At 73.7% G+C, this 21,673-nt stretch carries 23 protein-coding genes; 18 read left to right on the top strand and 5 right to left on the bottom strand.

Annotation, left to right across the window (positions count from 1 at the left end; genetic code table 11):
* Positions 1 to 210: 210 nt before the first annotated feature.
* Together IE308_RS35740 and IE308_RS35735 are read left to right on the top strand one after the other, a co-directional pair.
* Complete coding sequence (locus IE308_RS35740; protein ID WP_190221068.1) at positions 211 to 1,185, top strand: helix-turn-helix transcriptional regulator; 975 nt, start codon at positions 211 to 213, stop codon at positions 1,183 to 1,185.
* A gap of 75 nt (positions 1,186 to 1,260) precedes the next feature.
* The gene (locus IE308_RS35735) at positions 1,261 to 1,782 is read left to right on the top strand and encodes a DUF4240 domain-containing protein (protein WP_162655711.1); all 522 of its coding nucleotides are present in this window, start codon (positions 1,261 to 1,263) and stop codon (positions 1,780 to 1,782) included.
* Between the two features lie 6 nt (positions 1,783 to 1,788).
* Here IE308_RS35735 and IE308_RS35730 read toward each other — a convergent pair whose 3' ends face one another.
* A complete protein-coding gene (locus tag IE308_RS35730; protein ID WP_229909378.1) occupies positions 1,789 to 2,700 on the bottom strand; it encodes a peptidoglycan recognition protein family protein in 912 nt (303 codons plus the stop codon).
* A gap of 187 nt (positions 2,701 to 2,887) precedes the next feature.
* On the opposite strand from IE308_RS35730, the gene IE308_RS35725 reads away from it, so the two are divergent.
* A complete protein-coding gene (locus IE308_RS35725) occupies positions 2,888 to 4,072 on the top strand; it encodes a MarP family serine protease (RefSeq protein ID WP_190221066.1) in 1,185 nt (394 codons plus the stop codon).
* Positions 4,073 to 4,094: 22 nt separating this feature from the next.
* Here the strand turns inward: IE308_RS35725 and IE308_RS35720 are convergent, their stop codons facing one another.
* Positions 4,095 to 4,583, bottom strand: coding sequence for a GNAT family N-acetyltransferase (locus tag IE308_RS35720; protein WP_190221065.1), 489 nt, complete (start codon positions 4,581 to 4,583; stop codon positions 4,095 to 4,097).
* 69 nt (positions 4,584 to 4,652) lie between these two features.
* Here IE308_RS35720 and IE308_RS35715 point away from each other — a divergent pair, with 69 nt between their 5' ends.
* The gene (locus IE308_RS35715) at positions 4,653 to 5,546 is read left to right on the top strand and encodes a TIGR01777 family oxidoreductase (RefSeq protein ID WP_190221064.1); all 894 of its coding nucleotides are present in this window, start codon (positions 4,653 to 4,655) and stop codon (positions 5,544 to 5,546) included.
* A gap of 204 nt (positions 5,547 to 5,750) precedes the next feature.
* Positions 5,751 to 7,148 (top strand): NAD(P)/FAD-dependent oxidoreductase, encoded by a 1,398-nt coding sequence (locus IE308_RS35710; protein WP_190221063.1) that lies wholly within the window; start codon positions 5,751 to 5,753, stop codon positions 7,146 to 7,148.
* Positions 7,149 to 7,230: 82 nt separating this feature from the next.
* Here IE308_RS35710 and IE308_RS35705 read toward each other — a convergent pair whose 3' ends face one another.
* Positions 7,231 to 8,691, bottom strand: coding sequence for an NsdA family TPR-like regulatory protein (locus IE308_RS35705; protein ID WP_190221062.1), 1,461 nt, complete (start codon positions 8,689 to 8,691; stop codon positions 7,231 to 7,233).
* Positions 8,692 to 8,944: 253 nt separating this feature from the next.
* On the opposite strand from IE308_RS35705, the gene lipB reads away from it, so the two are divergent.
* From lipB to IE308_RS35685, 4 genes are all read left to right on the top strand, one after another.
* Entirely contained in the window at positions 8,945 to 9,745 is an 801-nt protein-coding gene (gene lipB, locus IE308_RS35700) for a lipoyl(octanoyl) transferase LipB (RefSeq protein ID WP_110627725.1), read from the top strand.
* 73 nt (positions 9,746 to 9,818) lie between these two features.
* Positions 9,819 to 10,784, top strand: a complete 966-nt coding sequence (lipA, locus tag IE308_RS35695) for a lipoyl synthase (RefSeq protein WP_110627726.1) — start codon at positions 9,819 to 9,821, stop codon at positions 10,782 to 10,784.
* 257 nt (positions 10,785 to 11,041) lie between these two features.
* Positions 11,042 to 11,242, top strand: coding sequence for an SCO2195 family GlnR-regulated protein (locus tag IE308_RS35690; RefSeq protein ID WP_110627727.1), 201 nt, complete (start codon positions 11,042 to 11,044; stop codon positions 11,240 to 11,242).
* A 104-nt stretch (positions 11,243 to 11,346) separates the two neighbouring features.
* Positions 11,347 to 12,048: a DUF4191 domain-containing protein gene (locus tag IE308_RS35685; RefSeq protein ID WP_110627728.1), complete on the top strand. Its 702-nt coding sequence runs from the start codon at positions 11,347 to 11,349 to the stop codon at positions 12,046 to 12,048.
* 72 nt (positions 12,049 to 12,120) lie between these two features.
* Here the strand turns inward: IE308_RS35685 and IE308_RS35680 are convergent, their stop codons facing one another.
* On the bottom strand, positions 12,121 to 12,588 hold the full coding sequence (locus IE308_RS35680; RefSeq protein WP_190221061.1) for an RDD family protein: 468 nt from the start codon (positions 12,586 to 12,588) through the stop codon (positions 12,121 to 12,123).
* Positions 12,589 to 12,796: 208 nt separating this feature from the next.
* Between IE308_RS35680 and glnA the strand changes: the two genes are divergently transcribed.
* The 6 genes from glnA to IE308_RS35650 all read left to right on the top strand — a co-directional run bounded on the left by glnA (position 12,797) and on the right by IE308_RS35650 (position 18,929).
* A complete protein-coding gene (gene glnA, locus IE308_RS35675; protein ID WP_110627730.1) occupies positions 12,797 to 14,206 on the top strand; it encodes a type I glutamate--ammonia ligase in 1,410 nt (469 codons plus the stop codon).
* A gap of 113 nt (positions 14,207 to 14,319) precedes the next feature.
* Positions 14,320 to 14,565 (top strand): SCO2583/SCO2584 N-terminal domain-containing protein, encoded by a 246-nt coding sequence (locus IE308_RS35670; protein ID WP_190221060.1) that lies wholly within the window; start codon positions 14,320 to 14,322, stop codon positions 14,563 to 14,565.
* Positions 14,566 to 16,017 carry a hypothetical protein gene (locus IE308_RS35665; RefSeq protein ID WP_190221059.1) on the top strand — a complete coding sequence of 484 codons (1,452 nt, stop codon included), beginning with the start codon at positions 14,566 to 14,568 and terminating at the stop codon, positions 16,015 to 16,017. It begins immediately after the preceding gene.
* Between the two features lie 107 nt (positions 16,018 to 16,124).
* Complete coding sequence (gene htpX, locus IE308_RS35660) at positions 16,125 to 17,039, top strand: zinc metalloprotease HtpX (protein WP_110636348.1); 915 nt, start codon at positions 16,125 to 16,127, stop codon at positions 17,037 to 17,039.
* Position 17,040: 1 nt separating this feature from the next.
* Positions 17,041 to 17,625: a PspA-associated protein PspAB gene (gene pspAB / locus IE308_RS35655; protein ID WP_190221058.1), complete on the top strand. Its 585-nt coding sequence runs from the start codon at positions 17,041 to 17,043 to the stop codon at positions 17,623 to 17,625.
* A gap of 110 nt (positions 17,626 to 17,735) precedes the next feature.
* Positions 17,736 to 18,929 (top strand): winged helix DNA-binding domain-containing protein, encoded by a 1,194-nt coding sequence (locus IE308_RS35650; protein WP_190221057.1) that lies wholly within the window; start codon positions 17,736 to 17,738, stop codon positions 18,927 to 18,929.
* Between the two features lie 81 nt (positions 18,930 to 19,010).
* Here the strand turns inward: IE308_RS35650 and IE308_RS35645 are convergent, their stop codons facing one another.
* The gene (locus tag IE308_RS35645) at positions 19,011 to 19,301 is read right to left on the bottom strand and encodes a hypothetical protein (protein ID WP_110636351.1); all 291 of its coding nucleotides are present in this window, start codon (positions 19,299 to 19,301) and stop codon (positions 19,011 to 19,013) included.
* A 228-nt stretch (positions 19,302 to 19,529) separates the two neighbouring features.
* On the opposite strand from IE308_RS35645, the gene IE308_RS35640 reads away from it, so the two are divergent.
* From IE308_RS35640 to IE308_RS35630, 3 genes are all read left to right on the top strand, one after another.
* Complete coding sequence (locus IE308_RS35640; RefSeq protein ID WP_110627755.1) at positions 19,530 to 19,892, top strand: arsenate reductase family protein; 363 nt, start codon at positions 19,530 to 19,532, stop codon at positions 19,890 to 19,892.
* 74 nt (positions 19,893 to 19,966) lie between these two features.
* Positions 19,967 to 20,803: a hypothetical protein gene (locus tag IE308_RS35635; protein ID WP_190221056.1), complete on the top strand. Its 837-nt coding sequence runs from the start codon at positions 19,967 to 19,969 to the stop codon at positions 20,801 to 20,803.
* 120 nt (positions 20,804 to 20,923) lie between these two features.
* A complete protein-coding gene (locus IE308_RS35630; RefSeq protein WP_190221055.1) occupies positions 20,924 to 21,658 on the top strand; it encodes an SCO2207 family protein in 735 nt (244 codons plus the stop codon).
* Positions 21,659 to 21,673: the final 15 nt, after the last annotated feature.

The raw sequence follows: 21,673 nt of genomic DNA, 5'->3' as shown, positions 1-21,673 counted from the left end.
CGCCAGGGCCTGTTGCGAGAGTCCCGTCGTCCGCCCGAAGGGCGGGCTCGGCGGCGTCCGGTGCGTGCGATCGCAAGGCGCCGGAGCGCCCGCGTGGCGGAGTCACGTGGGCGCTCCGGCAACGCGGCGAGCGCGCGTGCCGGGCGTCGCCGAGCAGGCGGGACTCTCGCAACAGGCCCTAAGGGCGGGGGCCTCCTGCATGATGGGCCCATGCGTGCCGCACGACTGATCAAGATGGTGCTGCTGCTGCAGTCCCGCCCCTCCATGACCGCCGCCGAGCTGGCGCGGGAGCTGGAGGTGTCGGAGCGGACGGTGACCCGGGACGCGCAGGCGCTGTCGGAGGCGGGCGTGCCGGTCTACGCCGACCGGGGGCGGGCCGGCGGCTACCGGCTGGTCGGCGGGTACCGCACGCGGCTGACCGGGCTGCACCGCGGCGAGGCCGAGGCGCTGTTCCTGAGCGGGGTGCCGGGGGCGCTGCGGGAGATGGGGCTGGAGGACGCGGCCTCGGCGGCCCGGCTGAAGGTGTCGGCGGCGCTGCTGCCCTCCCTGCGGGACGCCCCGCGCACGGCGGCCCAGCGGTTCCATCTGGACGCCCCGAACTGGTTCCAGGAGCCGAGGACGCCCGAGCTGCTGCCGGCCGTCGCCGAGGCGGTGTGGGACGACCGCCGGATCACCGCCCGCTATCTGCGGCACGAGCGCGAGGTGGAGCGGGAGCTGGAACCGTACGGCCTCGTGCTGAAGGCGGGCGTCTGGTACCTCGCCGCGCGGGTGCCGCGGGCGGGCTCCTTCCGCACGTACCGCATCGACCGGTTCACCGGGGTCGCGCCGCTCGCAGAGACCTTCGCGCGGGACGAGGAGTTCGACCTGCCGGGCTTCTGGGCGGCGCAGGCCGAACGCTTCGCCCGGTCGATCTGGCGCTCCGAGGCCGTCGTACGGCTCACCGCGGAGGGCGTACGGCGGCTCCCGCACGTCGTCGACCCGCTCGCCGCACGCGAGGCCCTGGCGGCGGCCGGCGAGGCGGACGCCGAGGGCCGGCTGACGGTGACCCTGCCGGTGGAGTCCGAGGAGGTCGCCCACACCCAGCTCACGGCACTGGGCCCGGAGGCGGAGGTACTGGCCCCCGAGGGGCTGCGGGAGCGGTTCGGCCGGGACGCGCGACGGCTCGCGGCGCTGTACGGGGGCTGAGCGGGCGGCCGGGGGGTAACGATCCGCCGACTCCGCGTGCGTCCGGCATCCGATGGACCGATGCTGGAACCCGTGATGGACGAGACGGAGTTCTGGGAGCTGGTGGACGCGAGCCGGGAGGCCGCCGAGGGTGATCCCGAGGAGCAGGCCGACGTGCTCGTGGAGCGGCTGCGGCAGCTGGACCCCGAGGCGGTCCTGGACTTCGCCCGTCACTTCGAGGCCCGCTACAACCGGGCCTACCGCTGGGACCTGTGGGGCGCCGCCTGGGTGCTGCTCGACGGGGCCAGCGACGACGCCTTCGACTTCTTCCGCTGCTGGCTGATCGGCCAGGGCCGGGAGGTGTTCGAGGGCGCGCTGCACGACCCGGACTCGCTCGCCGACCTGCTCGACGACTTCGACGAGGAGGTCGACGGTGACGGCGAGGAGATCGGCTACGCGGCCGACGAGGCCTACGAGGAGCTGACCGGCGGGGTCGCCCCTGACCTGGGGCTGCCGCCGCAGCCCGCGGAACCGGCGGGCACCCCGCTGGACTTCGAGGACGAGCGGGCCCTGGCCGAGCGGTTCCCGAAGCTGTGGGAGCGTTTCCGGGGCGAGTGAGCCCGCTCAGCCGGCCTGCCGGGCCTGCGCGGTCCCGTCGTGTGCGGCGGTATCGCGTGCGGCGGTACGGCCCTGGAGGGCCGCGGCCCGCTGGCGGATGGCGGGCAGCCGGGCGACGAGGGCCGGGCCGGGGCAGCGGGTCATGTAGGCGTCCCGGTGGGCGGCGACGGCGGGCAGGGTGGCCGTCGTACCGCGCGGGTAGCGGCTGTTGCTGTTGCTGGAGACCAGCCGGACCTCCGCGCGCGGGTCGAGCCCGGCGAGGCCCAGTTTCCAGGCGGCGAGCGCGGCGATCGCCTCGGTCATCGCGGCCGGCACGGCGGCCCCGTCGGTGAAGGTGCCGATGGCGGCGATGCCGGTGGTGCGGTGGTTGAAGCCCTGGGTGTGGGCGCCGGTGACCGGGCGGTCCGCACCGCCGGCGCGGCCCTCGTAGAGGGTGCCGCACTTGTCGACGAGGAAGTTGTAGCCGATGTCGTCCCAGCTGCGGTCGCGGGTCTGCCCGGTCCACAGGGAGCGGATGATGCGGGGGGTGTCGGCGCAGTCGTAGTCGTTGGGCGAGTCGGTGTGGTGGACGAAGACGGCCAGCACCTTGTCGTCGTAGCGCGGGGGCGGCCGGTGGGCGGCCGCGGTGCCGCGCAGCCATACCGAGCGGGGGACGATGCGCGGCCGGGGCGCGGTGTGCGGCCCCGAGGCCCGGGCGGCCTGCTGGGCGCTCCCGGCGCGGCGGGCGGTGCCGGCGCGGTCGGCGGCGCGCTCGACGCCGTTCGCGCACACCCCGAGCGCGACGACGGCGGCGAGGCCGGGGAGACAGCCGAGCGCCGCGACGAACGGGCCGGGCAGGCCCGGCCCGCGGCGTGCGGGGCGGTCGGCTATGGGGCCGCAGCGGCGTTTCCGCGGCTGCCGGGCTCTTCGGACACGCATGGTCCCACTCTCGGCCGGATCCGCTCCGCCCGCGATGTGTGCTGTGCCACCCGGTGGAACCATCGTCCCGGTCCGCGACGTTTCCCGGGGTACACGCGCAGGTGTCCGGTCGTGGCCGGCCGTCCGCGCGTGGCTGATCACCGGGCCCGTCCCCCACGTATCAAGGGTCCGAGAGAAAGGCGGCTCCGTGGACCTGCTGGACATCCTGCTGTTGCTGGTGATCCTCGTGTACGCCGGTGCCGGCTGGCGGCGCGGACTGGTGGCGGGCTGCGTGTCGCTCGCCGGGTTCGTGGGCGGCGCGGCGCTGGGCGTGTGGGTGCTGCCCTGGGTGACGGAGCTGGTGTCGCCGGGCTCCACGGCGGCGACGGTGACCGCGGTGTTCACGGTGCTGGTGCCGGCCGTGCTGGGCCACGAGTGCGCGGGGCGGCTGGCGCTGCGGCTGCGCCGGGAGCTGGACCGGGGGCCGCTCAGGGTGGCCGACGGGGTGGGCGGCGCGGTCGCGAACACGGTCGCGGTGCTGATCGTGGCGTGGGTGGCGGGCAGCGTGCTGGCCGTCTCCTCCGCGCCGCCGCTGACCGGCGCGATACGGGACTCGCGGCTGCTGGGCGCGGTGCAGAAGGCGATGCCGGACACCACCCCGGCCTGGTTCTCGCGGGCCACGTCCGCGCTGACGGAGGCGGGCTTCCCGCAGGTGTTCAACCCGTTCGAGAACGAGTCGACGGCCGAGGTCGCCCGCCCCTCCGGCGACAACGTGACCGCGGCCGCCACCAACGCGGCGAAGCTGAGCACCGTCAAGATCGAGGGCGTCTCGGGCGACCAGGGCCGCGAGGGCAGCGGGTTCGTGTACGCGCCGCGGCATGTGATGACCAACGCGCACGTGGTGGCGGGCATCGACGCCCCGACCGTGCGCGTCGGCGGGGTGGGGCGGTCGTACGACGCCCGGGTGGTGCTGTTCGACCCGGACCGGGACGTGGCGGTGCTGTACGTGCCCGGTCTGAGCGCGCCCGTGCTGCGCTTCGAGGACGACGCCCCGCGGGGCGCGGCGGCGGTGGTCGCGGGCTATCCGCAGGACGGCGACCTGGACCTGCAGGCGGCGACGGTGGCGAACCGGGTGCACGCGACCGGGCAGGACATCCACAACGACGGGGCGGTCACCCGGGAGATCTACGCGATCCGCTCCACGGTCCGCCCCGGCAACTCCGGCGGGCCGCTGCTGACCACGGACGGCCGGGTGTTCGGGGTGGTCTTCGCCCGCTCCACCTCCGACGACGAGACCGGGTACGTGCTGACGGCGGCCGAGGTGGCGGACGCGGCGCGGCGGGCGGCGGACGCGACGGAGGCGGTGGACACGGGCGAGCTGGTGACGTCCTGACGGGGCGTCGGCGCGGCGGACCTCAGCGCAGCGCCATCCCCATCAGCACGTCGTCGACATAGGCGCCGTCGAGCAGGAACTCCTCGGGCTGCACGCCCTCGACGACGAAGCCCTCGGACTCGTACAGCTTGCGGGCGGCGGTGTTGTGGCCGAGGACGCGCAGGCTGATCCGGCGGAAGCCGTTCGCGCGGGCCTCCTCGACCGCGGCGCGCAGCAGCGCCCGGCCGACGCCCCGGCCGCGGGCCTCCTCGGCGACGGCGAGGCCGCGGATGTGGCGTACGTGCCGGTTGGTGTCGAGCGGGGTGGGGAAGCCGAGGCGGACATAGCCGACGACGCGGCCGTCGAGTTCGGCGACGAGGTGGTCCTCGGGGCGGCCGGCCTCCCGGAAGAAGGGGTCCTCGGGCGCGGGCCGCGGGGTGACCGCGTGCAGATGCGACCAGGAGGCGTGGTCGAGTCGGCGCAGCGCCTCCTCGTCCTCGGGGCGGGCGGTGCGTATGGACGGCTCGGGCATGCGGTCACCCTACGGCGGGAACGCAGGTGTCTCACCGGGGTTTCCGCTCGCACCGGGCAGGATGAGGTCATGCAACGTTCGAGGATCGCGGTGGCCGGGGCGTCCGGGCTGATCGGCGGCGCCCTGGCCCGCTCGCTGGCCGCGGACGGCCACGAGGTGGTGCGCCTGGTACGGCGGGCGCCCCGGGGCGCGGACGAGGTGCGCTGGGACCCGGGGCGGGGGTCGGTGGACGCGGCGGGGCTGGAGGGCTGCGACGCGGTGGTGAACCTCGCGGGCGCCGGGATCGGCGACCGGCGGTGGACCGAGGAGCGCAAGGCGCTGATCCGCTCCAGCCGGGTGGAGGGCACGCGGACGCTGGCCGAGGCGGTCGCCGCCCTGAGCAGCCCGCCGCGGGTCTTCGTGAACGGCAGCGCGATCGGCTGGTACGGCGAGACGGGCGACCGGGCCGTCGACGAGCGGGCGCCGCACGGGCACGGTTTCCTGCCGGAGCTGTGCGTGGAGTGGGAGGCGGCGGCCGGACCGGCGCGGGAGGCCGGGGTGCGGACGGTGTGCGTGCGCACCGGCCTGGTGGTGTCCCGCCGGGGCGGGGCGTGGGGCCGGCTGTTCCCGCTCTTCTCGGCCGGGCTCGGCGGGCGGCTGGGCGACGGGCGGCAGTACTGGTCGTACATCTCGCTGCACGACGAGGTCGCCGCGATCCGGCACCTCGTCGACCGCGACGACCTGTCCGGCGCCTTCAACCTCACCGCCCCGCAGCCTCTGACGAACCGTGAGATCACGGCGGCGATGGGGCGGGTCCTGCACCGGCCGACGCTGTTCAGCGTGCCGGCACCGGTGCTGCGGGCCGCGCTGGGCGAGCTGGCGGGCGATGTGCTGGGCAGCGCGCGGGTGCTGCCGACACGGCTGCTGGAGTCGGGGTTCGTGTTCGCGTTCCCGGACATCGAGGGGGCGATCCGCGCGGCGTGACGGTCGCGGGGTCGCGCGCGCTCCCTCGTCCGCGCGGCGGGACGGTCGGGAGTGACCGTATGCGACCGGCGTGCGACCGTGCCCTGTTCATGCGCGACTGTCCCTGACCGGTCGCGGCCCTAACCTCGTCCCGAACTCGGGTATCCCCGGCGGCCGTTGGGGGCATGACGTCTCCACCGGCCGCGCAACCCTGAGGAGGGGCACGTGCTTGAGCCCGCGTACCAGGCAGACGTCGTCGTGGTGGGAGCCGGTCTCGCCGGCCTCTCGGCGGCGCTTCGGCTGACCAGCGCAGGAGTGACGACCGCGGTACTGGAGGCCGCCCCGGGCGTGGGCGGCCGGATGGCGACCGAGAAGGTGGACGGCTTCCGGCTGGACCGCATCGGGCAGTTGCTGTCCACCGCCCACCCCGAACTACGCCGCACCCCGGGACTGGACGCGCTCGTGCTGCGCCCCTTCGCCCCGGGCGTCCTGCTGCACAGCGACGGCCGCCGCCACCGGGCGGGCGCCGTGGCCGGCGCAGGGGGCGCACGAAGCGCGCGGGGCAGCACAAGGGGCGCACTGCATGTGGTGCGCGCGCTGGCGAGCGCCCCCCGGTCGGCGCCCCGCCCGCCGGTGCCGAAGGGGGCCGTGCCGAGGGCCCGCACCGGCGCCCCGCTGGGCACCCCCGTCGACCAGGTCCGGCTGGACGCCGCGCTGGCCCGGCTCGCCCAGCTGCCCGTCGAGCGGCTGCTGTCCCGGCCCGAGCTGCCGGCCGGCCAGGCCCTGGCGGCGCGCGGGCTGCCCGCCCGCACGGTGGACGGCTTCCTGCGTCCGCTCCTCGCGGCCCTGCTGTGCGACCCGGAGCTGACCACCTCCAGCCGCTGCGCCGACCTCGCGCTGCGCACCTTCGCGGCGGGCCGGCTGTGCCTGCCGGAGGGCGGCGCGGACATGGTCCCGGAGCTGCTGGCGCGGGCGCTGCCGCCGGGCACCGTGCGCACCGGGGTGCGGGTCACCTCGGTGTCCACCACCGCGGTGACCACCGCCGAGCACGGTGTGTTCCGCTGCCGCGCGGTCCTGGTCGCCACGGACGCCCGCAGCGCCGCGGAGCTGCTGCCGGGGCTGCGTGTGCCGGACTTCCACCCGGTGACGGTCGTCCACCACACGACGGACGACCCGCCCGCGACGGGCACCTCCCTGCTCCTGGACGCCGACCGGGGCGGCCCGGTCGCGCACACGGCGGTGATCAGCCGGGTCGACCCGAGCCGGGCCCCCGCGGGCCGCGCGCTGATCTCGTCCACGGTCCTCGGCAGCCCGCCCGACGGCGTCGACACGGCCGTCCGCATGCACCTGGCCCGCCTCTACGGCACCTCCACGGCACGCTGGGAGACCCTGGCCGTGCACCGCACCGCCGAGGCCGTCCCGGTCATGCGCGCCCCGCACGACCCGCGCCGCCCGGTCCGCCTCCTGGCCGGCCTGTACGTGTGCGGCGACCACCGCGACACCAGCGGCCCCGAGGGCGCCCTGCACTCGGGCCACCGGGCGTCGACGGCGATCCTCAGGGACCTGGGAGCGACGGGTTCGATGCACCAGGCGGACCCGCTCTCCACGACGCAGGCCGCCTGAGCCGGCCTCCAGGGGCGCGGGGAACTGCGCGACACGCCACAACGGCGCGGCACCCGGCACACCACAGCACCACCCAGCACGTTCACCCGAGAGCAGCGACCCGGTCCCGATACCCCCGAACCGGCGCAGCGTCCTTGTACGGCTCCAGCCGCCGCTCGAAGTCCTTCACGTACTCCACCGCCCGCACCGACCGCATCTCCGCCGCCTGCCCCGCCGCCTCCGCGGCCAGCGCGCACGCCTGGTCCAGCTCCCCGAGGCCGAGGCGGGCGGTGGCGAGGACGACCTTGCAGAACAGCTTGCTGCGCGCGTACCCGGCGCCGCGCAGCTGCAGGGACCGCTCGGCGTGCTGCGCGGCGGCGCGGAACTGCTGCAGGTCGCGGTGGCAGTGGCCGAACTCGTCGGCGAGCTGCGCCTCGTCGAAGAACCGCGCCCAGTACGGCACCTCGTCACCGGCGCGCGCCGCCTCCAGCGCCCGCTCGGCGCGCACCAGCGAGGCGGTGCAGGCGCGGACCTCGCCCAGGACCGCGTGCCCGCGCGCCTCGGCGGCGTGCAGCAGCGCCTGCACGGTGGGCGGGGCGCCGCTGCCGACGCCCTGCTGGGCGACCCTGGCCAGCTGCACGGCCTCGCGCCCGTGCCCGAGGTAGACGGCCTGGCGGCTCATGGTGACGAGGACGTAGGCGCCGTAGGCCCGGTCCCCGGCGGCCTGGGCGAGCCGCAGCGCCTGCACGAAGTAGCGCTGGGCGAGGCCGTGCGCGGCGATGTCGTACGACGTCCAGCCGGCGAGCCGGGTCAGGTCGGCCGCGGCGGCGAACAGGCGGCGGCCGGTCTGCTCGCCGTAGACGCCGCGCAGCATCGGCTCGCACTCGTGCTCCAGGTAGCGGACGAGGGCCTGGCGGGCGTGGCCGCCGCCGTAGGTGTTGTCGAGGGTGCGGAACAGTTCGGCGACCGAGCGCAGCGCGGCGATGTCCCCGCCGGTGACCCGGTGGCCGGGCCCGCGCTCGGCGGCGGTGCGCCGGCGTGTTTCGGCGGGGACGGCTGCGGGCCGGGGGACGACCGGGCGGCCCTGGGCGGGGACGCGGGGCTGTTCGCCGCGGGCGACCTTCTCGTCGGGGCGGCCGATCAGCCAGTCCCGGCTGGGCACGACGAGCCCGGCCGGGGTGAAGGCGATCTTGCGGAGTTCGGCGTGGCTGCCGGAGTCCTTGCGCCACAGGCCGCTGACGATGTCGACGGCCTCCTCGGGGCTGCCGGCGAACTCCAGGCCCGCGTAGACCGGCGCGCAGGCGTCCAGGCCGAGGTCCTGCGCGGTGAGCCGGCGGCCCAGGCGGCGGGTGAAGACCTCGGCGATCAGTGCCGGGGTGGTGCCGCGCGGCTGCTGCCCGCGCAGCCACCGGGTCACCGAGGTCTTGTCGTATCTGAGGTCCAGTCCGTGCTCGAGGCCGAGCTGGTCCACGCGACGGGCCAGACCTGCGTTGGAGAACCCCGCTTCTGCGATGAGCGCGGCGAGCTGGCGGTTGGGGGTGCGCTGCGCGGGTCGTTCCGTCATCTGCGGTGTGGTCTCCTGCCTTCCGGGCCCCTGAAGTGCCGGAATTACCTGTGAGCAGCCCTGATGGCCTCGCGAACGGCGCGAATGTAGCGGAGAGTGAGCACCCGATCGCACCCTTTGACGGGCATTCATCCGATCGTGTGAGGATTGCCCCGTCGGGCTGACGCAGATCCGGCGCACCACCGGCGCACCCGGCGGTCGTACAGTGGCGTGGGCGCGTTTCATGCCTTACGACTTCGAGGAGGCGCTTGCCGTGAGTGAGCTGCGGTTCGTCCGGATGGGGTTCGGCGCGGACAGGGTCGACTACCAGGTCGCCTGGGACGAGCAGCGCCGGGTGCACGCCGCCCGTTTCGCGGACGAGATCCCCGACACCTGCCTGCTCCTGGAGCACCCGCCGGTGTACACCGCGGGCCGCCGCACCGCGCCCGAGGAGCGGCCGCTCGACGGCACGCCGGTGATCGACGTGGACCGGGGGGGCAAGATCACCTGGCACGGCCCCGGCCAGCTCGTCGGCTACCCGATCCAGAAGCTGCCCCGCCCGGTCGACGTGGTCGCGCACCTGCGCCGCCTGGAGGAGGCGATGATCCGGGTGTGCGCCGAGTTCGGCGTCAAGACCTCGCGCGTGGAGGGCCGGGCCGGCGTCTGGGTGCTGGGCGACCCGGTTGAGCAGCGCCCCGCGCTCGGCGGGCTCACCCTGGACTTCGACCCGCGGACCACCGACCCGGAGTTCGACCCGCGGCTGAACGGCCCGGAGTACGCGCCCTCCAACGCCGGCCAGCGCCGCGAGGACCGCAAGATCTGCGCCATGGGCGTCCGCGTCGCCAAGGGCGTCACGATGCACGGCTTCGCCCTGAACGTGAACCCGGACACCTCCAACTTCGACAAGATCATCCCGTGCGGTATCCGCGACGCCGGCGTGACCTCGCTCTCGTACGAACTCGGCCGCGAGGTCACCATCGAGGACGTGCTGCCCGTGGCCGAGCGGCACCTGAAGGACGTACTGGAGAACGCGGACCTCAAGCCGCGCCCCGTCGAGAAGCAGCCTGCGGCCTGACGCGGCGCCGGGCTTTCAAAACCACGGGCGTACCCTTGAGGGCGCCGAAGAATCAATCGCTAGGGAGCCGGTCGTGTCCGCAGTCGCACCCGACGGACGCAAGATGCTGCGCCTGGAGGTCCGCAACAGCCAGACCCCCATCGAGCGCAAGCCCGAGTGGATCAAGACCCGGGCGAAAATGGGCCCCGAATACTCCAAGATGCAGAACCTCGTGAAGAGCGAGGGCCTGCACACGGTCTGCCAGGAAGCCGGCTGCCCGAACATCTACGAGTGCTGGGAGGACCGCGAGGCGACCTTCCTCATCGGCGGCGACCAGTGCACCCGGCGCTGCGACTTCTGCCAGATCGACACCGGCAAGCCCGAGGCCCTCGACCGCGACGAGCCGCGCCGCGTGGGCGAGTCCGTGGTCACCATGGACCTGAACTACGCCACCATCACCGGCGTCGCCCGCGACGACCTGGAGGACGGCGGCGCCTGGCTGTACGCGGAGACGGTCCGCCAGATCCACGCGCAGACCGCGCACCGCGAGGGCGGCCGCACCAAGGTCGAGCTGCTGGCCCCCGACTTCAACGCGGTCCCGGAGCAGCTGGCCGAGGTCTTCGGCGCCCGCCCCGAGGTCTTCGCGCACAACGTCGAGACCGTGCCCCGGATCTTCAAGCGCATCCGCCCCGGCTTCCGCTACGAGCGCTCGCTGAAGGTCATCACCGAGGCCCGCGACTTCGGCCTGGTCACCAAGTCCAACCTGATCCTCGGCATGGGCGAGACCCGCGAGGAGGTCAGCGAGGCGCTGAAGCAGCTGCACGACGCGGGCTGCGAGCTGGTCACCATCACCCAGTACCTGCGGCCGTCCGTGCGGCACCACCCGGTGGAGCGCTGGGTGAAGCCGCACGAGTTCGTGGAGCTGAAGGAGGAGGCCGAGCAGATCGGCTTCTCCGGCGTGATGTCCGGGCCGCTGGTCCGCTCCTCCTACCGGGCCGGCCGTCTGTACCAGATGGCGATCGAGAAGCGCGGCGACTTCGTGGCGGCGCAGGCGGTGTGAACTCGCCCACCGGGGCGTGAGCCAAGCGTGTGAATTCACGCACAAGCAACTACCGGCCAGTAATGGCCGAGGTGACGCGGTCCCGCCCGTCCTCGCTGATGAGGACGGCGCCGGGGCCGCGTCGTACGTTCCGGGGTCTTGCGCGGCCCTGTAGCGAGGCTTCACTGGCGTTTGACCGGTCGGTCACGCCCTGGTAACACCAATCAGTGACCCTGGTATCACTCCACGTACCTCCGGACCGAGGGGGGACCTCGCCCATGCAGGCAGCGCCCGTACGCGCCACCGCCATCCCGTCCTTCACCGACGCGCTGCGCGCCGTCGAGTCGCTGCTGATGAGCAGCGGCCAGCGCACCGCCCGGCGCAACGCCTGGACCTCCGTCCTGGAGGACCGCCGCCGCGCCAAGGACCGGGTCGAGGCGCAGCGCGTCCTCGAAGAGACCCTGTCCGTCCGTCCCTGAGACGCGATCCCCGAGACCCGACCCACTCCGGGGAGCCGGGTCCCCGGGGCCTGCGCCGGGCACTGGCGTCGAAGGCGCTCCCGGCGCCACGTAGACTTCGTGCCATGGCGAGGAAGGACAACGCGGCGGACGCCGCGAACGCAGGGCGACTGAAGCAGATCGCTCTCACGTACAAGATGACCCGCAAGGCCGACAAGATGATCGGTCTTGTACTCGCGGCCGTCGGCATCGGCACGCTCGGTGTCTTCCTCGCGATCGGCTTCCTGATCGGCCACCCGGTCTATCTCGGCATCCTGGGCCTGCTGCTGGCCTTCCTCGCGACGGCGATCGTCTTCGGACGCCGGGCCGAGCGGGCCGCCTTCGGGCAGATGGAGGGCCAGCCGGGCGCCGCCGCGGCGGTGCTGGACAACATCGGCCGGGGCTGGACGACGACCCCCGCGGTGGCGATGAACCGCAGCCAGGACGTGGTGCACCGGGCCGTCGGCAAGGCCGGCATCGTGCTGGTCGCGGAGGGCAACCCGAACCGGGTGAAGAGCCTGCTGGCCGCCGAGAAGAAGAAGATGAACCGTGTCGTCGCGGACGTGCCGGTGCACGACATCATCGTCGGCAACGGCGAGGGGCTCGTCGAGCTGAAGAAGCTGCGTACGACGATGCTGAAGCTGCCGCGGGTACTGCCCGGTCCCCAGGTGACCGCGACCAACGACCGGCTGCGGGCGATGGGTGACCTGCTCAGCAACATGCCGTTGCCGAAGGGGCCCATGCCGAAGGGCATGAAGCTGCCGAAGGGCGGGCCGAAGGGGCGCTAGCCCCGCCTCCAGAGTGGCCTGAGCCCCGGGAACCGTTCGCGGTTCGCCGGGGCTCTTGTCGTTTTGGTCGGCTCAGATCCGGACTTCCACCGTGCGGGCCAGCCTGTCGTGGAGGCCCCTGCCGTCCCGGTCCCAGATCAGGGCGGGGACGGCCAGGCAGAGCAGGACCGTGCGGAGGGCGGCGCGCAGGGGGTTCACCGTGCCGGTCTCCAGGCTGACCACGCGGACGCCGAAGAGGCGCTTGCCCGGGGTGAAGCCGATGGTGCCGACGGTGAGCAGGCTCATCACCAGGAAGACGAGCAGCGCCCAGTTGCTGGTGGCCGGGGTGTAGCCGTCGGTGATCAGACCGTATGCGATCAAGACGCTCAGCGCCCAGTCCACGGCGAGGGCGCCGAGCCGCCGGCCCGGACGGGCGAGGGAGTCCGGGCCGTCCTGCGGCAGTCCCAGCTGCTCGCCGCGGTATCCGAAGTCCGCGCCCGCGTCCTCCATGGCCGCGCGGGGTCCGGAAAGCCACGATCCGATTGCTTGCCTGTTGTCCACCCGTCCACGGTACTGCGCCCGTATATGCCCCCTGCACTTCGGGGTGTCCCGGGGCTAGGCTCGAACGGAGGCCGGTTAACTTCTGCGAAACAAATGGGTCACGCCCGAGAAATCACCCGTCCCTAGGGTCGAGGACAGCGTGTGCCACCGCACTGGCCGCACGAACGATCTACCACCCCGGCAGTCGGTCGGGAGTAGGAGGAGCTGGATGTTCCAGAACGCCGACGAGGCCAAGAAGTTCATCGCGGACGAGGACGTCAAGTTCATCGACGTCCGGTTCTGCGACCTGCCGGGCGTCATGCAGCACTTCTCGCTGCCCGTCGAGGCGTTCGACCCCGACGAGGAGCTGGCGTTCGACGGTTCGTCGATCCGCGGCTTCCAGGCCATCCACGAGTCCGACATGGCGCTGCGCGCCGACCTGTCGACCGCGCGGGTGGACCCGTTCCGCCGGGACAAGACCCTCAACATCAACTTCTTCATCCACGACCCGATCACGGGCGAGCAGTACTCCCGTGACCCGCGCAACGTGGCGAAGAAGGCCGAGGCGTACCTGGCCTCCACCGGGATCGCCGACACCGCGTTCTTCGGCCCCGAGGCCGAGTTCTACGTCTTCGACAGCGTCCGCTTCAAGACGTCGGAGAACGAGTCCTTCTACCACATCGACTCCGAGGCGGGTGCCTGGAACACCGGCGCCCTGGAGGACAACCGCGGTTACAAGGTCCGCTACAAGGGCGGCTACTTCCCGGTCCCGCCGGTCGACCACTTCGCCGACCTGCGCGCCGAGATCTCCCTGGAGCTGGCCAAGGTCGGCCTGAAGGTCGAGCGCCAGCACCACGAGGTGGGCACGGCCGGCCAGGCGGAGATCAACTACCGCTTCAACACGCTGCTCGCCGCGGCCGACGACCTCCAGCTCTTCAAGTACATCGTGAAGAACGTGGCGTGGCGCAACGGCAAGACCGCGACCTTCATGCCGAAGCCGATCTTCGGCGACAACGGCTCGGGCATGCACGTCCACCAGTCGCTGTGGGCGGGCGGCGAGCCGCTCTTCTACGACGAGCAGGGCTACGCCGGCCTGTCGGACACCGCCCGCTACTACATCGGCGGCATCCTCAAGCACGCGCCGTCGCTGCTGGCCTTCACCAACCCGACGGTGAACTCGTACCACCGCCTGGTCCCGGGCTTCGAGGCGCCGATCAACCTGGTGTACTCGCAGCGCAACCGCTCCGCCGCGATGCGCATCCCGATCACGGGCTCGAACCCGAAGGCCAAGCGCGTCGAGTTCCGCGCGCCCGACTCCTCCGGCAACCCGTACCTGGCCTTCTCGGCCCTGCTCCTCGCGGGCCTGGACGGCATCAAGAACAAGATCGAGCCGGCCGAGCCGATCGACAAGGACCTGTACGAGCTGGCTCCCGAGGAGCACGCGAACGTCGCCCAGGTCCCGACCTCCCTCAACGCCGTCCTCGACGCGCTGGAGGCCGACCACGAGTTCCTCCTCCAGGGCGACGTGTTCACGTCCGACCTGATCGAGACGTGGATCGACTTCAAGCGCACGAACGAGATCGCCCCGCTGCAGCTGCGTCCGCACCCGCACGAGTTCGAGCTGTACTTCGACGTGTGACCGGACCACGCCGGCGCCCTCGTCTCCTCCCGGAGGCGGGGGCGCCGTCGTTTGTGCGTACGAATGTACGATGCGAGGGGGAGACGACATCGGGGACACGGGGGTGGTCGCAGATGCCCGAACAGGACGAGTTCGAGCGGGAGTTCGATCTCAGGTGGGCGGACTCCGCCGAGCACAAGGAGCCCTCTGCTCGGGCCCGGATGCTCGCCGCCCGGTGGAAGGAGAACCCGCCGGAGCCGGTTCCGTTCCGCCCCGAGCCGGGGCCCGGCCGGTCGCGCCGTTCCTCGTGGTGGAAGACGGTGCTGGTCCTGGCGTGCGTGGCGGCGGGGGTCGTGGCGCTGGTGTGGGCGGCGTACTAGATGCGCGGCCCCGAGAGCACCAGCGAGGAGATCCAGGCCGGTGAGGCCGCGGCCCTCCGGCTGGCGGAGGGCGTCCCGCTGCGGGAGGCGCTCGACGTCGGTGATCCGCGCGCCTGGCTGGCGCTGGACCTCGGGGCGCGGGTCGTGCGCCATGGGTACCGGCCCGAATTCATTCCGGCCTGGGAGGCCGCCGCCCCGCTGCCCGCCCGCCTGCGGTTGCCCGGGGCGTTCGAACTGCTCGACGAGGCGCGGCTCGCGCTCGTCCTGTGTCACCGTGACGGACGGCTCCGGGAGCGGGCGCTGGGGCGGGCCGCGGGGCGGCCCGGGCTGCTGGCGCTGGTCGTCGTCCGTACGACCGACTGGGCGGAGCCGGTGCGTCACCGGGCCCGGGAGCTGCTGCGCGCGCACCTGGACGCCGAGGCCGCCGTCGCGCTCGCGCCGCTGGTGCTGCTCCTCGGGCGCCGGGACCGCGGTGACTTCGCGGTGGACCTGCTCGGGCAGGTGCTGCGCGCGGCGCCGCCGGAGCGGCTGAGCCCGTTGCTCGCCCACCCCGACCGTGCCGTACGGCGCTTCACGTACCGCCTCGCCGTCGAGCGCGGTGCCCTCTCCCCCGTCGAGCTGGCCCGCGCGGCCGCCGAGGACGCGGACACCGTCGTACAGACGCTGTGCACGGACGCCGCCCTGGCCGGTGGCCGCACGGACGACGACGTCCTCGCGCTCCTGCTGGCGGCCCGCAACCCGGGGGTGCGCTCCGCCGGGGTCACCGCGCTGCGGCGGGCGGGGCGGCCGGAGCAGGCCGAGGCGTTCCTCGCGGACCGGGCGGCGATGGTGCGGGCGTGTGCGCGGTACGTCGTGCGGCAGTACGGCGGTGATCCGGCCGCCTGGTACCGGGCCCGGTGTGCCGGTCCGCGGGACGAGGCGCTGCCGCCGGGGGCCGTCGTCGGGCTCGCCGAGTGCGGGGAGCGCGCGGACGCCGTGCTGCTGTGGCCGTTGGTCGGGCATCCCGTGCCGGGGGTGCGGGCCCGGGCGGTGGCCGGGTTGCGGCTGCTGGACGTGGCCGAGGCGCGGCGGCTGGAGCCGCTGCTGGAGGATCCGGCACCGGGTGTGGTGCGGGAGGTGACGGCTGCGCTGCTGCCGTCTGCGCGGTCGCTGGACGCCGGCCGGCTGACCGGGCTGCTGGCGGCGGAGCGGCCCCGGCACCAGCGGGTCGCCGCGTTCCGGCTGCTGGACGCCTGCGGCGGACTCGTGCGGCTGCGGGCCGCGGTGGCGTCGCTGGACGATCCGGACGAGAAGCTGCGGCACTGGGCCGGGCAGTCCGTGCAGGCCTGGACTCCCTCCGCGGATGTGCCGGCCGGTGCCGCGGAGGTGGGTCGGCTGCTGGACCGGGCGCGGCACCTGTTCAGCGACCACGTGCTGAAGCGGCGCAAGTGGGGGGCGGGCGTCCGGGGCTGACCCGGCCGGGACCTTTTGCTGCGTCCAGGGCCGATCGGGACCCTTTCATGGGGAACGCCGGGTGCACACTGGCAGTGGGGCGAGTGCCCGACTGCGGGGTGGTGCTCATGCGGAGCAGGTTTCGGAGTGATCGGCGGCTGACCGTGCGGATGACGGTCACGCTGTTTCTGCTCGGGCTGTTGTACGTGGGCTTCGTGGCCGCCTTGATCGTGCTGCTGAAGTCGTGGGTGCTGGTCGCCCTGGTCGCTGCGGGGATGCTCGGCGCGCAGTACTGGTTCTCCGACCGGATCGCCCTGTTCGCGATGCGCGGGCGGGTCGTGGAGCGGGAGGAGTACCCGCAGCTGCACGCCGTCGTCGACCGGCTGTGCGCGATCGCGGACATGCCGAAGCCGGTGGTCGCCGTGTCCGAGATGGACATGCCCAACGCGTTCGCGACGGGGCGGAACCCGGACAACGCGGTGGTGTGCGTGACCACGGGGCTGCTGCGGCGGCTGGAGCCCGCCGAGCTGGAGGGGGTGCTCGCACACGAGCTGTCGCACGTGGCGCACAAGGACGTCGCCGTGATCACGGTCGCCTCCTTCCTCGGCGTCCTCGCGGGGCTGATCGTGCGGTTCGCGCTCTACTCGGGGCTGCTGGGCGGCCGCAAGGACCAGAACACCGCGGTGATCTTCGCGGGGGTGCTCGGGGTGTCGCTGGCCGTGTACGCGACGAGTTTCGTGCTGATCCGGGCGCTGTCCCGGTACCGGGAGCTGGCCGCGGACCGCGCGGCGGCGCTGCTGACCGGTCGGCCCTCGGCGCTGGCGTCGGCGCTGACGAAGGTCTCCGGCGACATCGCCCGCATCCCGTCGAAGGACCTGCGGACCGCGCAGGCCTTCAACGCCTTCTACTTCACCCCGGCCGACGGCCGCGAGCCGGGGCTGTCCCGGTTCTTCGCCACCCATCCGCCGCTCCAGCAGCGCCTTGAGCAGTTGGGCCGCATCTCCGCCGAACTGGGCGAGCCGATGGTGCCGGGAGAGGGCTGACATGGGGCTGCTCGACATCCTGCTCGGCCGGACGAAACCGGTCACGCCCGATCTCGACCAGCTGTTCGCGCTGCCGTCGGCGGCGGTGACGCTGCAGGCCGCGGCCGGGTTCACACCGACCGGGCGGGGCGCGGTGTGCTTCGCGACGGTCGAGGGCGCGGCCTTCGAGCAGACGCACCGGGAGGTGCAGGCGCTGCTGGACGCCGACACCGAGCGCACCGGGCCGCCGGTGCGGCTCACCCAGGACGACTACGGCTACTCCTGGCTGGTGTCGCACCGCTCCCCCGAAGAGCTGCCCCAGCTCGTCAACGACCTGCACGCGGTGAACAGTTCCATGGAGGTCAACGGCTTCGGCCCGCAGCTGCTGTGCTCCCTGGCCGGTTTCCGCGACGACCGCGGGCGCGGCCTGGCGCTGGTCTATCTGTACAAGCGCGGCACCTTCTACCCGTTCGCGCCGCTGCCCGGCGAGGCGCAGCGGCGCGACAACGCGCTGGAGCTGCGGGTGAAGGCGGTCCTCGGGAACGACCTGCGGATCGAACCCGACCTCGGCCGCTGGTTCCCTGTCTGGGGCGCGCCCGGCCTGTGAGGCGAGAGCAGGGCGACGGTCGTGGGGCCGGTGGTGTGGGGCCCGTTGTCAGTGCTGTCGGGCAAGATGCCCGCAGGGAGTCGAGTCGGGCGCGACGGCGGAGGCGGCACATGGGTGACGGGGCGCGGCGGCACATCGGGGCGGACGAGCGGCGGGCGCGGCTGGCGCTGCGGCACCGGCTGGCGCCCTCGGCGCGGGCCGGGGCGCCCGAGGAGGTCGCCGACGCGCTGGTCGCGCTGCACGGCAGCGACCCGTCGACGGTGTACCTGGCGGTGGGCGCGCGCCTGGCGGACGCGTCGGTGACGGTGGCGGAGACCGACCGCGCGCTGTACGAGGACCGCTGCCTGGTCCGGATGCACGGCATGCGGCACACCGTGTTCGTCTTCCCCACGGCGCTGACCGCGGTGGTGCACGCCTCGACGGGGCTCACGGTCGCCGCGCGGGAGCGGGCCAAGCTGCTGAACGACATGGCGGCCGCGGGGGCGCCGGACGCGGCCTGGCTGAAGGACGTCGAGGAGTCCGCGCTGGCGGCGCTGGCGCGGCGCGGGCAGGCGACGGCGAGCGAACTGGCCCGCGACGAGCCGCGGCTGAAGGAGCAGTTCGCGTACGCGGCCGGCAAGAGCTACGAGGGCGTGCACACGGTCTCGTCGCGGCTGCTGAGAGTGCTGGGCGTCGAGGGCAAGGTGGTGCGGGGCCGGCCCCTGGGCTCGTGGACGTCCAGCCAGTTCCGCTGGGCCGTCGCCCCGCCCCATCCCGAGCTGGACGCCGGCGAGGCCCAGGCGGAGCTGCTGCGCCGCTGGCTGGGGGCGTGCGGGCCGGCGACCGAGGCGGACCTGAAGTGGTGGACCGGCTGGACGGTGACGGCGGTGCGGCGGGCCCTGGCGGCGATCCGCGCGGAGGCGGTGACGCTGGACGGGGGCGGTACGGGGTACGTCGTGGAGGGCGACGCCGGGCCGCCGGCCGCGTCGGTGCGCGAGCCGTGGGCCGCGCTGCTGCCGGCGCTCGATCCGACGGCGATGGGCTGGCAGGAGCGGGACTGGTATCTGGCGCCGGAGCTGCGCGGCGCGCTGTTCGACCGCAGTGGGAACGTGGGCCCCACGGTGTGGTGGGACGGACGCGTGATCGGCGGCTGGGCCCAGCGGCCCGACGGGGAGATCGTCTGGCGGCTGCTGGACCGCGAGGGCGTGGGCCGGGAGGCCGAGACGGCGGTCGCGGCGGAGGCCGACCGGTTGCGGGGGTGGGTCGGGACGACCCGGGTGACGCCGCGGTTCCGGACGCCCCTGGAGAAGGAGTTGAGCGCCTGACGGCAGCGCCGGGCGCCCCCGGCCGGCGGGGGCGCCCGGTCACCGGTGGTGCGGCCGTCGGGTCGTCGCCGGTACGGCCGCTCAGCGGGCGTAGCGCATCAGGGCGCGGACCATGTGGCACGTGGTGTCCGACGGCGGGTGTATCCCGATCGTCTGCGCCGTGCTGCGGATCGTCTCGTTGCGCGCCTGGTTCGGCACGTAGACACCGGAGTCCAGCAGCGCGATGGCGAGGCGCATGGCCTTCAGACGGCGGTTGTGGGTGATGTACCACTCGCGGGGGCGTCCGGGCGGCAGGGGCCGCTTCTTCACGGGGGCGTAGGGCAGGTCGAGCGTGGACTGGACGGGCAGCGGCTTCAGTGCGGCAGCGGGCACGGGCATCCTCCTGTCGCGGTCAGGACGGTCTGCCGGGGTTCCGGCGACGCCCTCGAACACTACGTTCATTCTACTGCCCGGCACTGACAATCGGGGGGCGCCGACAGGGCACAAACGCCCTGGTGGACGCGGGAATTGGCGGTGCGTCACAGCAGCTTCGGGAGGGGCGTGTGAGGTGCGCCGAATTCGAACAGAGGGGGGTGGCCGCGGGTGTCGTACCGTGGCCGCATGGAGATCTGGATCAACCCGGCCTGTTCCAAGTGCCGCAGCGCCCTGACCGTGCTCGACGCCGAGGGCGCCGACTACACCGTCCGCCGCTACCTGGAGGACGTGCCGAGCGAGGACGAGATCAGGGCCGTACTCGACCGGCTCGGGCTGGAGCCGTGGGACATCACCCGCACCCAGGAGGACGCGGCCAAGGAGCTGGGCCTGAAGGAGTGGCCGCGGGACGCCGGGGCGCGCGACCGGTGGATCGCCGCGCTCGCCGCGCACCCGAAGCTGATCCAGCGGCCGATCATCACCGCCGACGACGGCACGGCGGTCGTCGGCCGCACCGAGGACGCCGTACGGGACGCCCTGTCCCGCAAGTGACACTTTCGCCCGCTTGGTGACGGTTTGTCGGGTGAGGCGGTGGCAGGGGTCCCGCGCTGTTACCCTCCGCCGCCATGACCTTCGGTGATCACGGAATGCCGTACGGGGCGCAGCAGCCCGACCCCTACGCCGCCTGGGCGGCCGAGCAGGAGCGGATACGCCGGGCCAGGCGGACCCGGCGGGTGGTGGGCGGCGCGGCCGGTGCCGTGCTGGCCGTCGCCGTCGCCGCCGGTGCGGTGATGGCCCTGGGCGGGGGCGGGGACAGCCCCTCGGCCGCCGCCGGCACCCCGGACTCCTCCGGCACTCCGGCCGCCGCCGCCACGCCGTCCGCCGGTCCCTCCGCGCCCCGCGTCGACGTCACCCTGCCCTCCGACGCCCCGAGCTCGCTGCCCTCCCTCCTCGCCCGGCCGGTCATCGGCCCGGCGCAGGCGTTCCCCGAGAAGGACGTGACCCTGAAGGACGGGTCGCGGTTCCGCCGGGTCGATCTGGCCAGTACGACGGAGTGCGACCGTGGCATGGCGCCGGAGCTGGCGCAGCTGATCGAGCAGGGCGGTCCGTGTCTGCGGCTGACCGCGGCCCTGTTCACGGACGCCGCGCGGCGGTCGCAGGTGACGGTGACCGTGGTGAGCTTCCAGCGCGTCGAGGACGCCTCGCGGGTGTTCATGATGGCCTCCCTGGACCCGGTGACCTACCAGGTCGTCTCGCTCGACCCGCCGCCCGGCGCGGGGCTGCCGACGGTGCCGCCGGGGTCGGCGGGGGTGTTCCGCCGGGTGATGACGGTCCGTTCCGTGGTGTTCGCCAACGGGCAGTGGGGCGACGGCGCGGAGACCGGGGAGGCGGAGCTGACCCGCCAGACGCAGGGGCTGCTGGGGTACGCCGACGAGACGGTGGTGGCGTACGAGCAAGGGTGAGCGGGGCTCAACTTCCTTGTGACGTAAGTTACTTGCGAGAAACCGCGCGACCGCTGAGTCACTTCGTTCGGTATCTCGTACATAGCGGCGTACGCTCCCCTACCTCTTCAGGAGGCGCGCATGTCGCGCAGGAGAACTCTCGGCACGAAGAAGAAGATCGCGCTGTTCGTCAGCGCGGCGGCGGTGGCGGGCGGCGGTGCCTTCGTCATGGCGAGCACCTCGAACGCCGCCCAGCCGGCCAAGACGGCCGCGGAGTCGCAGGTCTGCCAGGGGCTGGCCACCGCCCTCGGCAACAACCAGCGCTTCATCGACGGCCAGCGGGCCAATCCCGACGCCCAGTCGGAGGCGCGGATCGCCAACCGGCAGGCGGTGATCGACGAGATCAAGCGCAAGCAGGAGGCGTCCGGATGCGTGGTGGGGGAGTCGGCTCAGGACTCCCAGTCCGCGCAGAACGGACAGCAGGGCGCGGGCGCGCAGGCCGGACAGCAGGCGGGAGGCCAGCAGGCCGGCGGGCAGCAGGCGGGTGGACAGCAGGCCGGCGGGCAGCAGGCCGGTGGCCAGCAGACCGCCCCCGCGGGGAACGCCGGCGCAGGTGCCGCGGCCTCGGGTGAGCAGGTCTGCAAGGGGTCGACCGTGACGCTCTCCGGTGAGGGCGGCGCGCCCGCCGCGTCCAGCAACCAGTTCCCGGCGGGCACCAAGCTGAAGGTCACCAACCTGGACAACAACAAGTCCACGACCGTGGAGGTGACCTCGGTCTCCGGCAGCTGCGTCCTGCTCAACAACGCGGCCTTCGAACAGGTCCGGGAGCCCGGCAAGTTCCTGATCCGCCGGGCCGTGATCGAGAAGGTGGGGTGAGGCCCGGGAACCGAA

Source organism: Streptomyces griseosporeus, from assembly GCF_014656055.1.
Taxonomy (GTDB): Bacteria; Actinomycetota; Actinomycetes; order Streptomycetales; family Streptomycetaceae; genus Streptomyces; species Streptomyces griseosporeus.
This window is presented reverse-complemented; position numbering and strand designations above follow the sequence as displayed.

Bases quoted from the DNA above. Each gene is read 5' to 3' on its own strand.
- IE308_RS35740 (WP_190221068.1), top strand. From the start codon at position 211: ATGCGTGCCGCACGACTGATCAAGATGGTGCTGCTGCTGCAGTCCCGC.
- IE308_RS35735 (WP_162655711.1), top strand. From the start codon at position 1,261: ATGGACGAGACGGAGTTCTGGGAGCTGGTGGACGCGAGCCGGGAGGCC.
- IE308_RS35730 (WP_229909378.1), bottom strand. From the start codon at position 2,700: ATGCGTGTCCGAAGAGCCCGGCAGCCGCGGAAACGCCGCTGCGGCCCC.
- IE308_RS35720 (WP_190221065.1), bottom strand. From the start codon at position 4,583: ATGCCCGAGCCGTCCATACGCACCGCCCGCCCCGAGGACGAGGAGGCG.
- IE308_RS35715 (WP_190221064.1), top strand. From the start codon at position 4,653: ATGCAACGTTCGAGGATCGCGGTGGCCGGGGCGTCCGGGCTGATCGGC.
- IE308_RS35705 (WP_190221062.1), bottom strand. From the start codon at position 8,691: ATGACGGAACGACCCGCGCAGCGCACCCCCAACCGCCAGCTCGCCGCG.
- IE308_RS35690 (WP_110627727.1), top strand. From the start codon at position 11,042: ATGCAGGCAGCGCCCGTACGCGCCACCGCCATCCCGTCCTTCACCGAC.
- IE308_RS35685 (WP_110627728.1), top strand. From the start codon at position 11,347: ATGGCGAGGAAGGACAACGCGGCGGACGCCGCGAACGCAGGGCGACTG.
- glnA (WP_110627730.1), top strand. From the start codon at position 12,797: ATGTTCCAGAACGCCGACGAGGCCAAGAAGTTCATCGCGGACGAGGAC.
- IE308_RS35670 (WP_190221060.1), top strand. From the start codon at position 14,320: ATGCCCGAACAGGACGAGTTCGAGCGGGAGTTCGATCTCAGGTGGGCG.
- IE308_RS35665 (WP_190221059.1), top strand. From the start codon at position 14,566: ATGCGCGGCCCCGAGAGCACCAGCGAGGAGATCCAGGCCGGTGAGGCC.
- htpX (WP_110636348.1), top strand. From the start codon at position 16,125: ATGCGGAGCAGGTTTCGGAGTGATCGGCGGCTGACCGTGCGGATGACG.
- pspAB (WP_190221058.1), top strand. From the start codon at position 17,041: ATGGGGCTGCTCGACATCCTGCTCGGCCGGACGAAACCGGTCACGCCC.
- IE308_RS35650 (WP_190221057.1), top strand. From the start codon at position 17,736: ATGGGTGACGGGGCGCGGCGGCACATCGGGGCGGACGAGCGGCGGGCG.
- IE308_RS35640 (WP_110627755.1), top strand. From the start codon at position 19,530: ATGGAGATCTGGATCAACCCGGCCTGTTCCAAGTGCCGCAGCGCCCTG.
- IE308_RS35635 (WP_190221056.1), top strand. From the start codon at position 19,967: ATGACCTTCGGTGATCACGGAATGCCGTACGGGGCGCAGCAGCCCGAC.
- IE308_RS35630 (WP_190221055.1), top strand. From the start codon at position 20,924: ATGTCGCGCAGGAGAACTCTCGGCACGAAGAAGAAGATCGCGCTGTTC.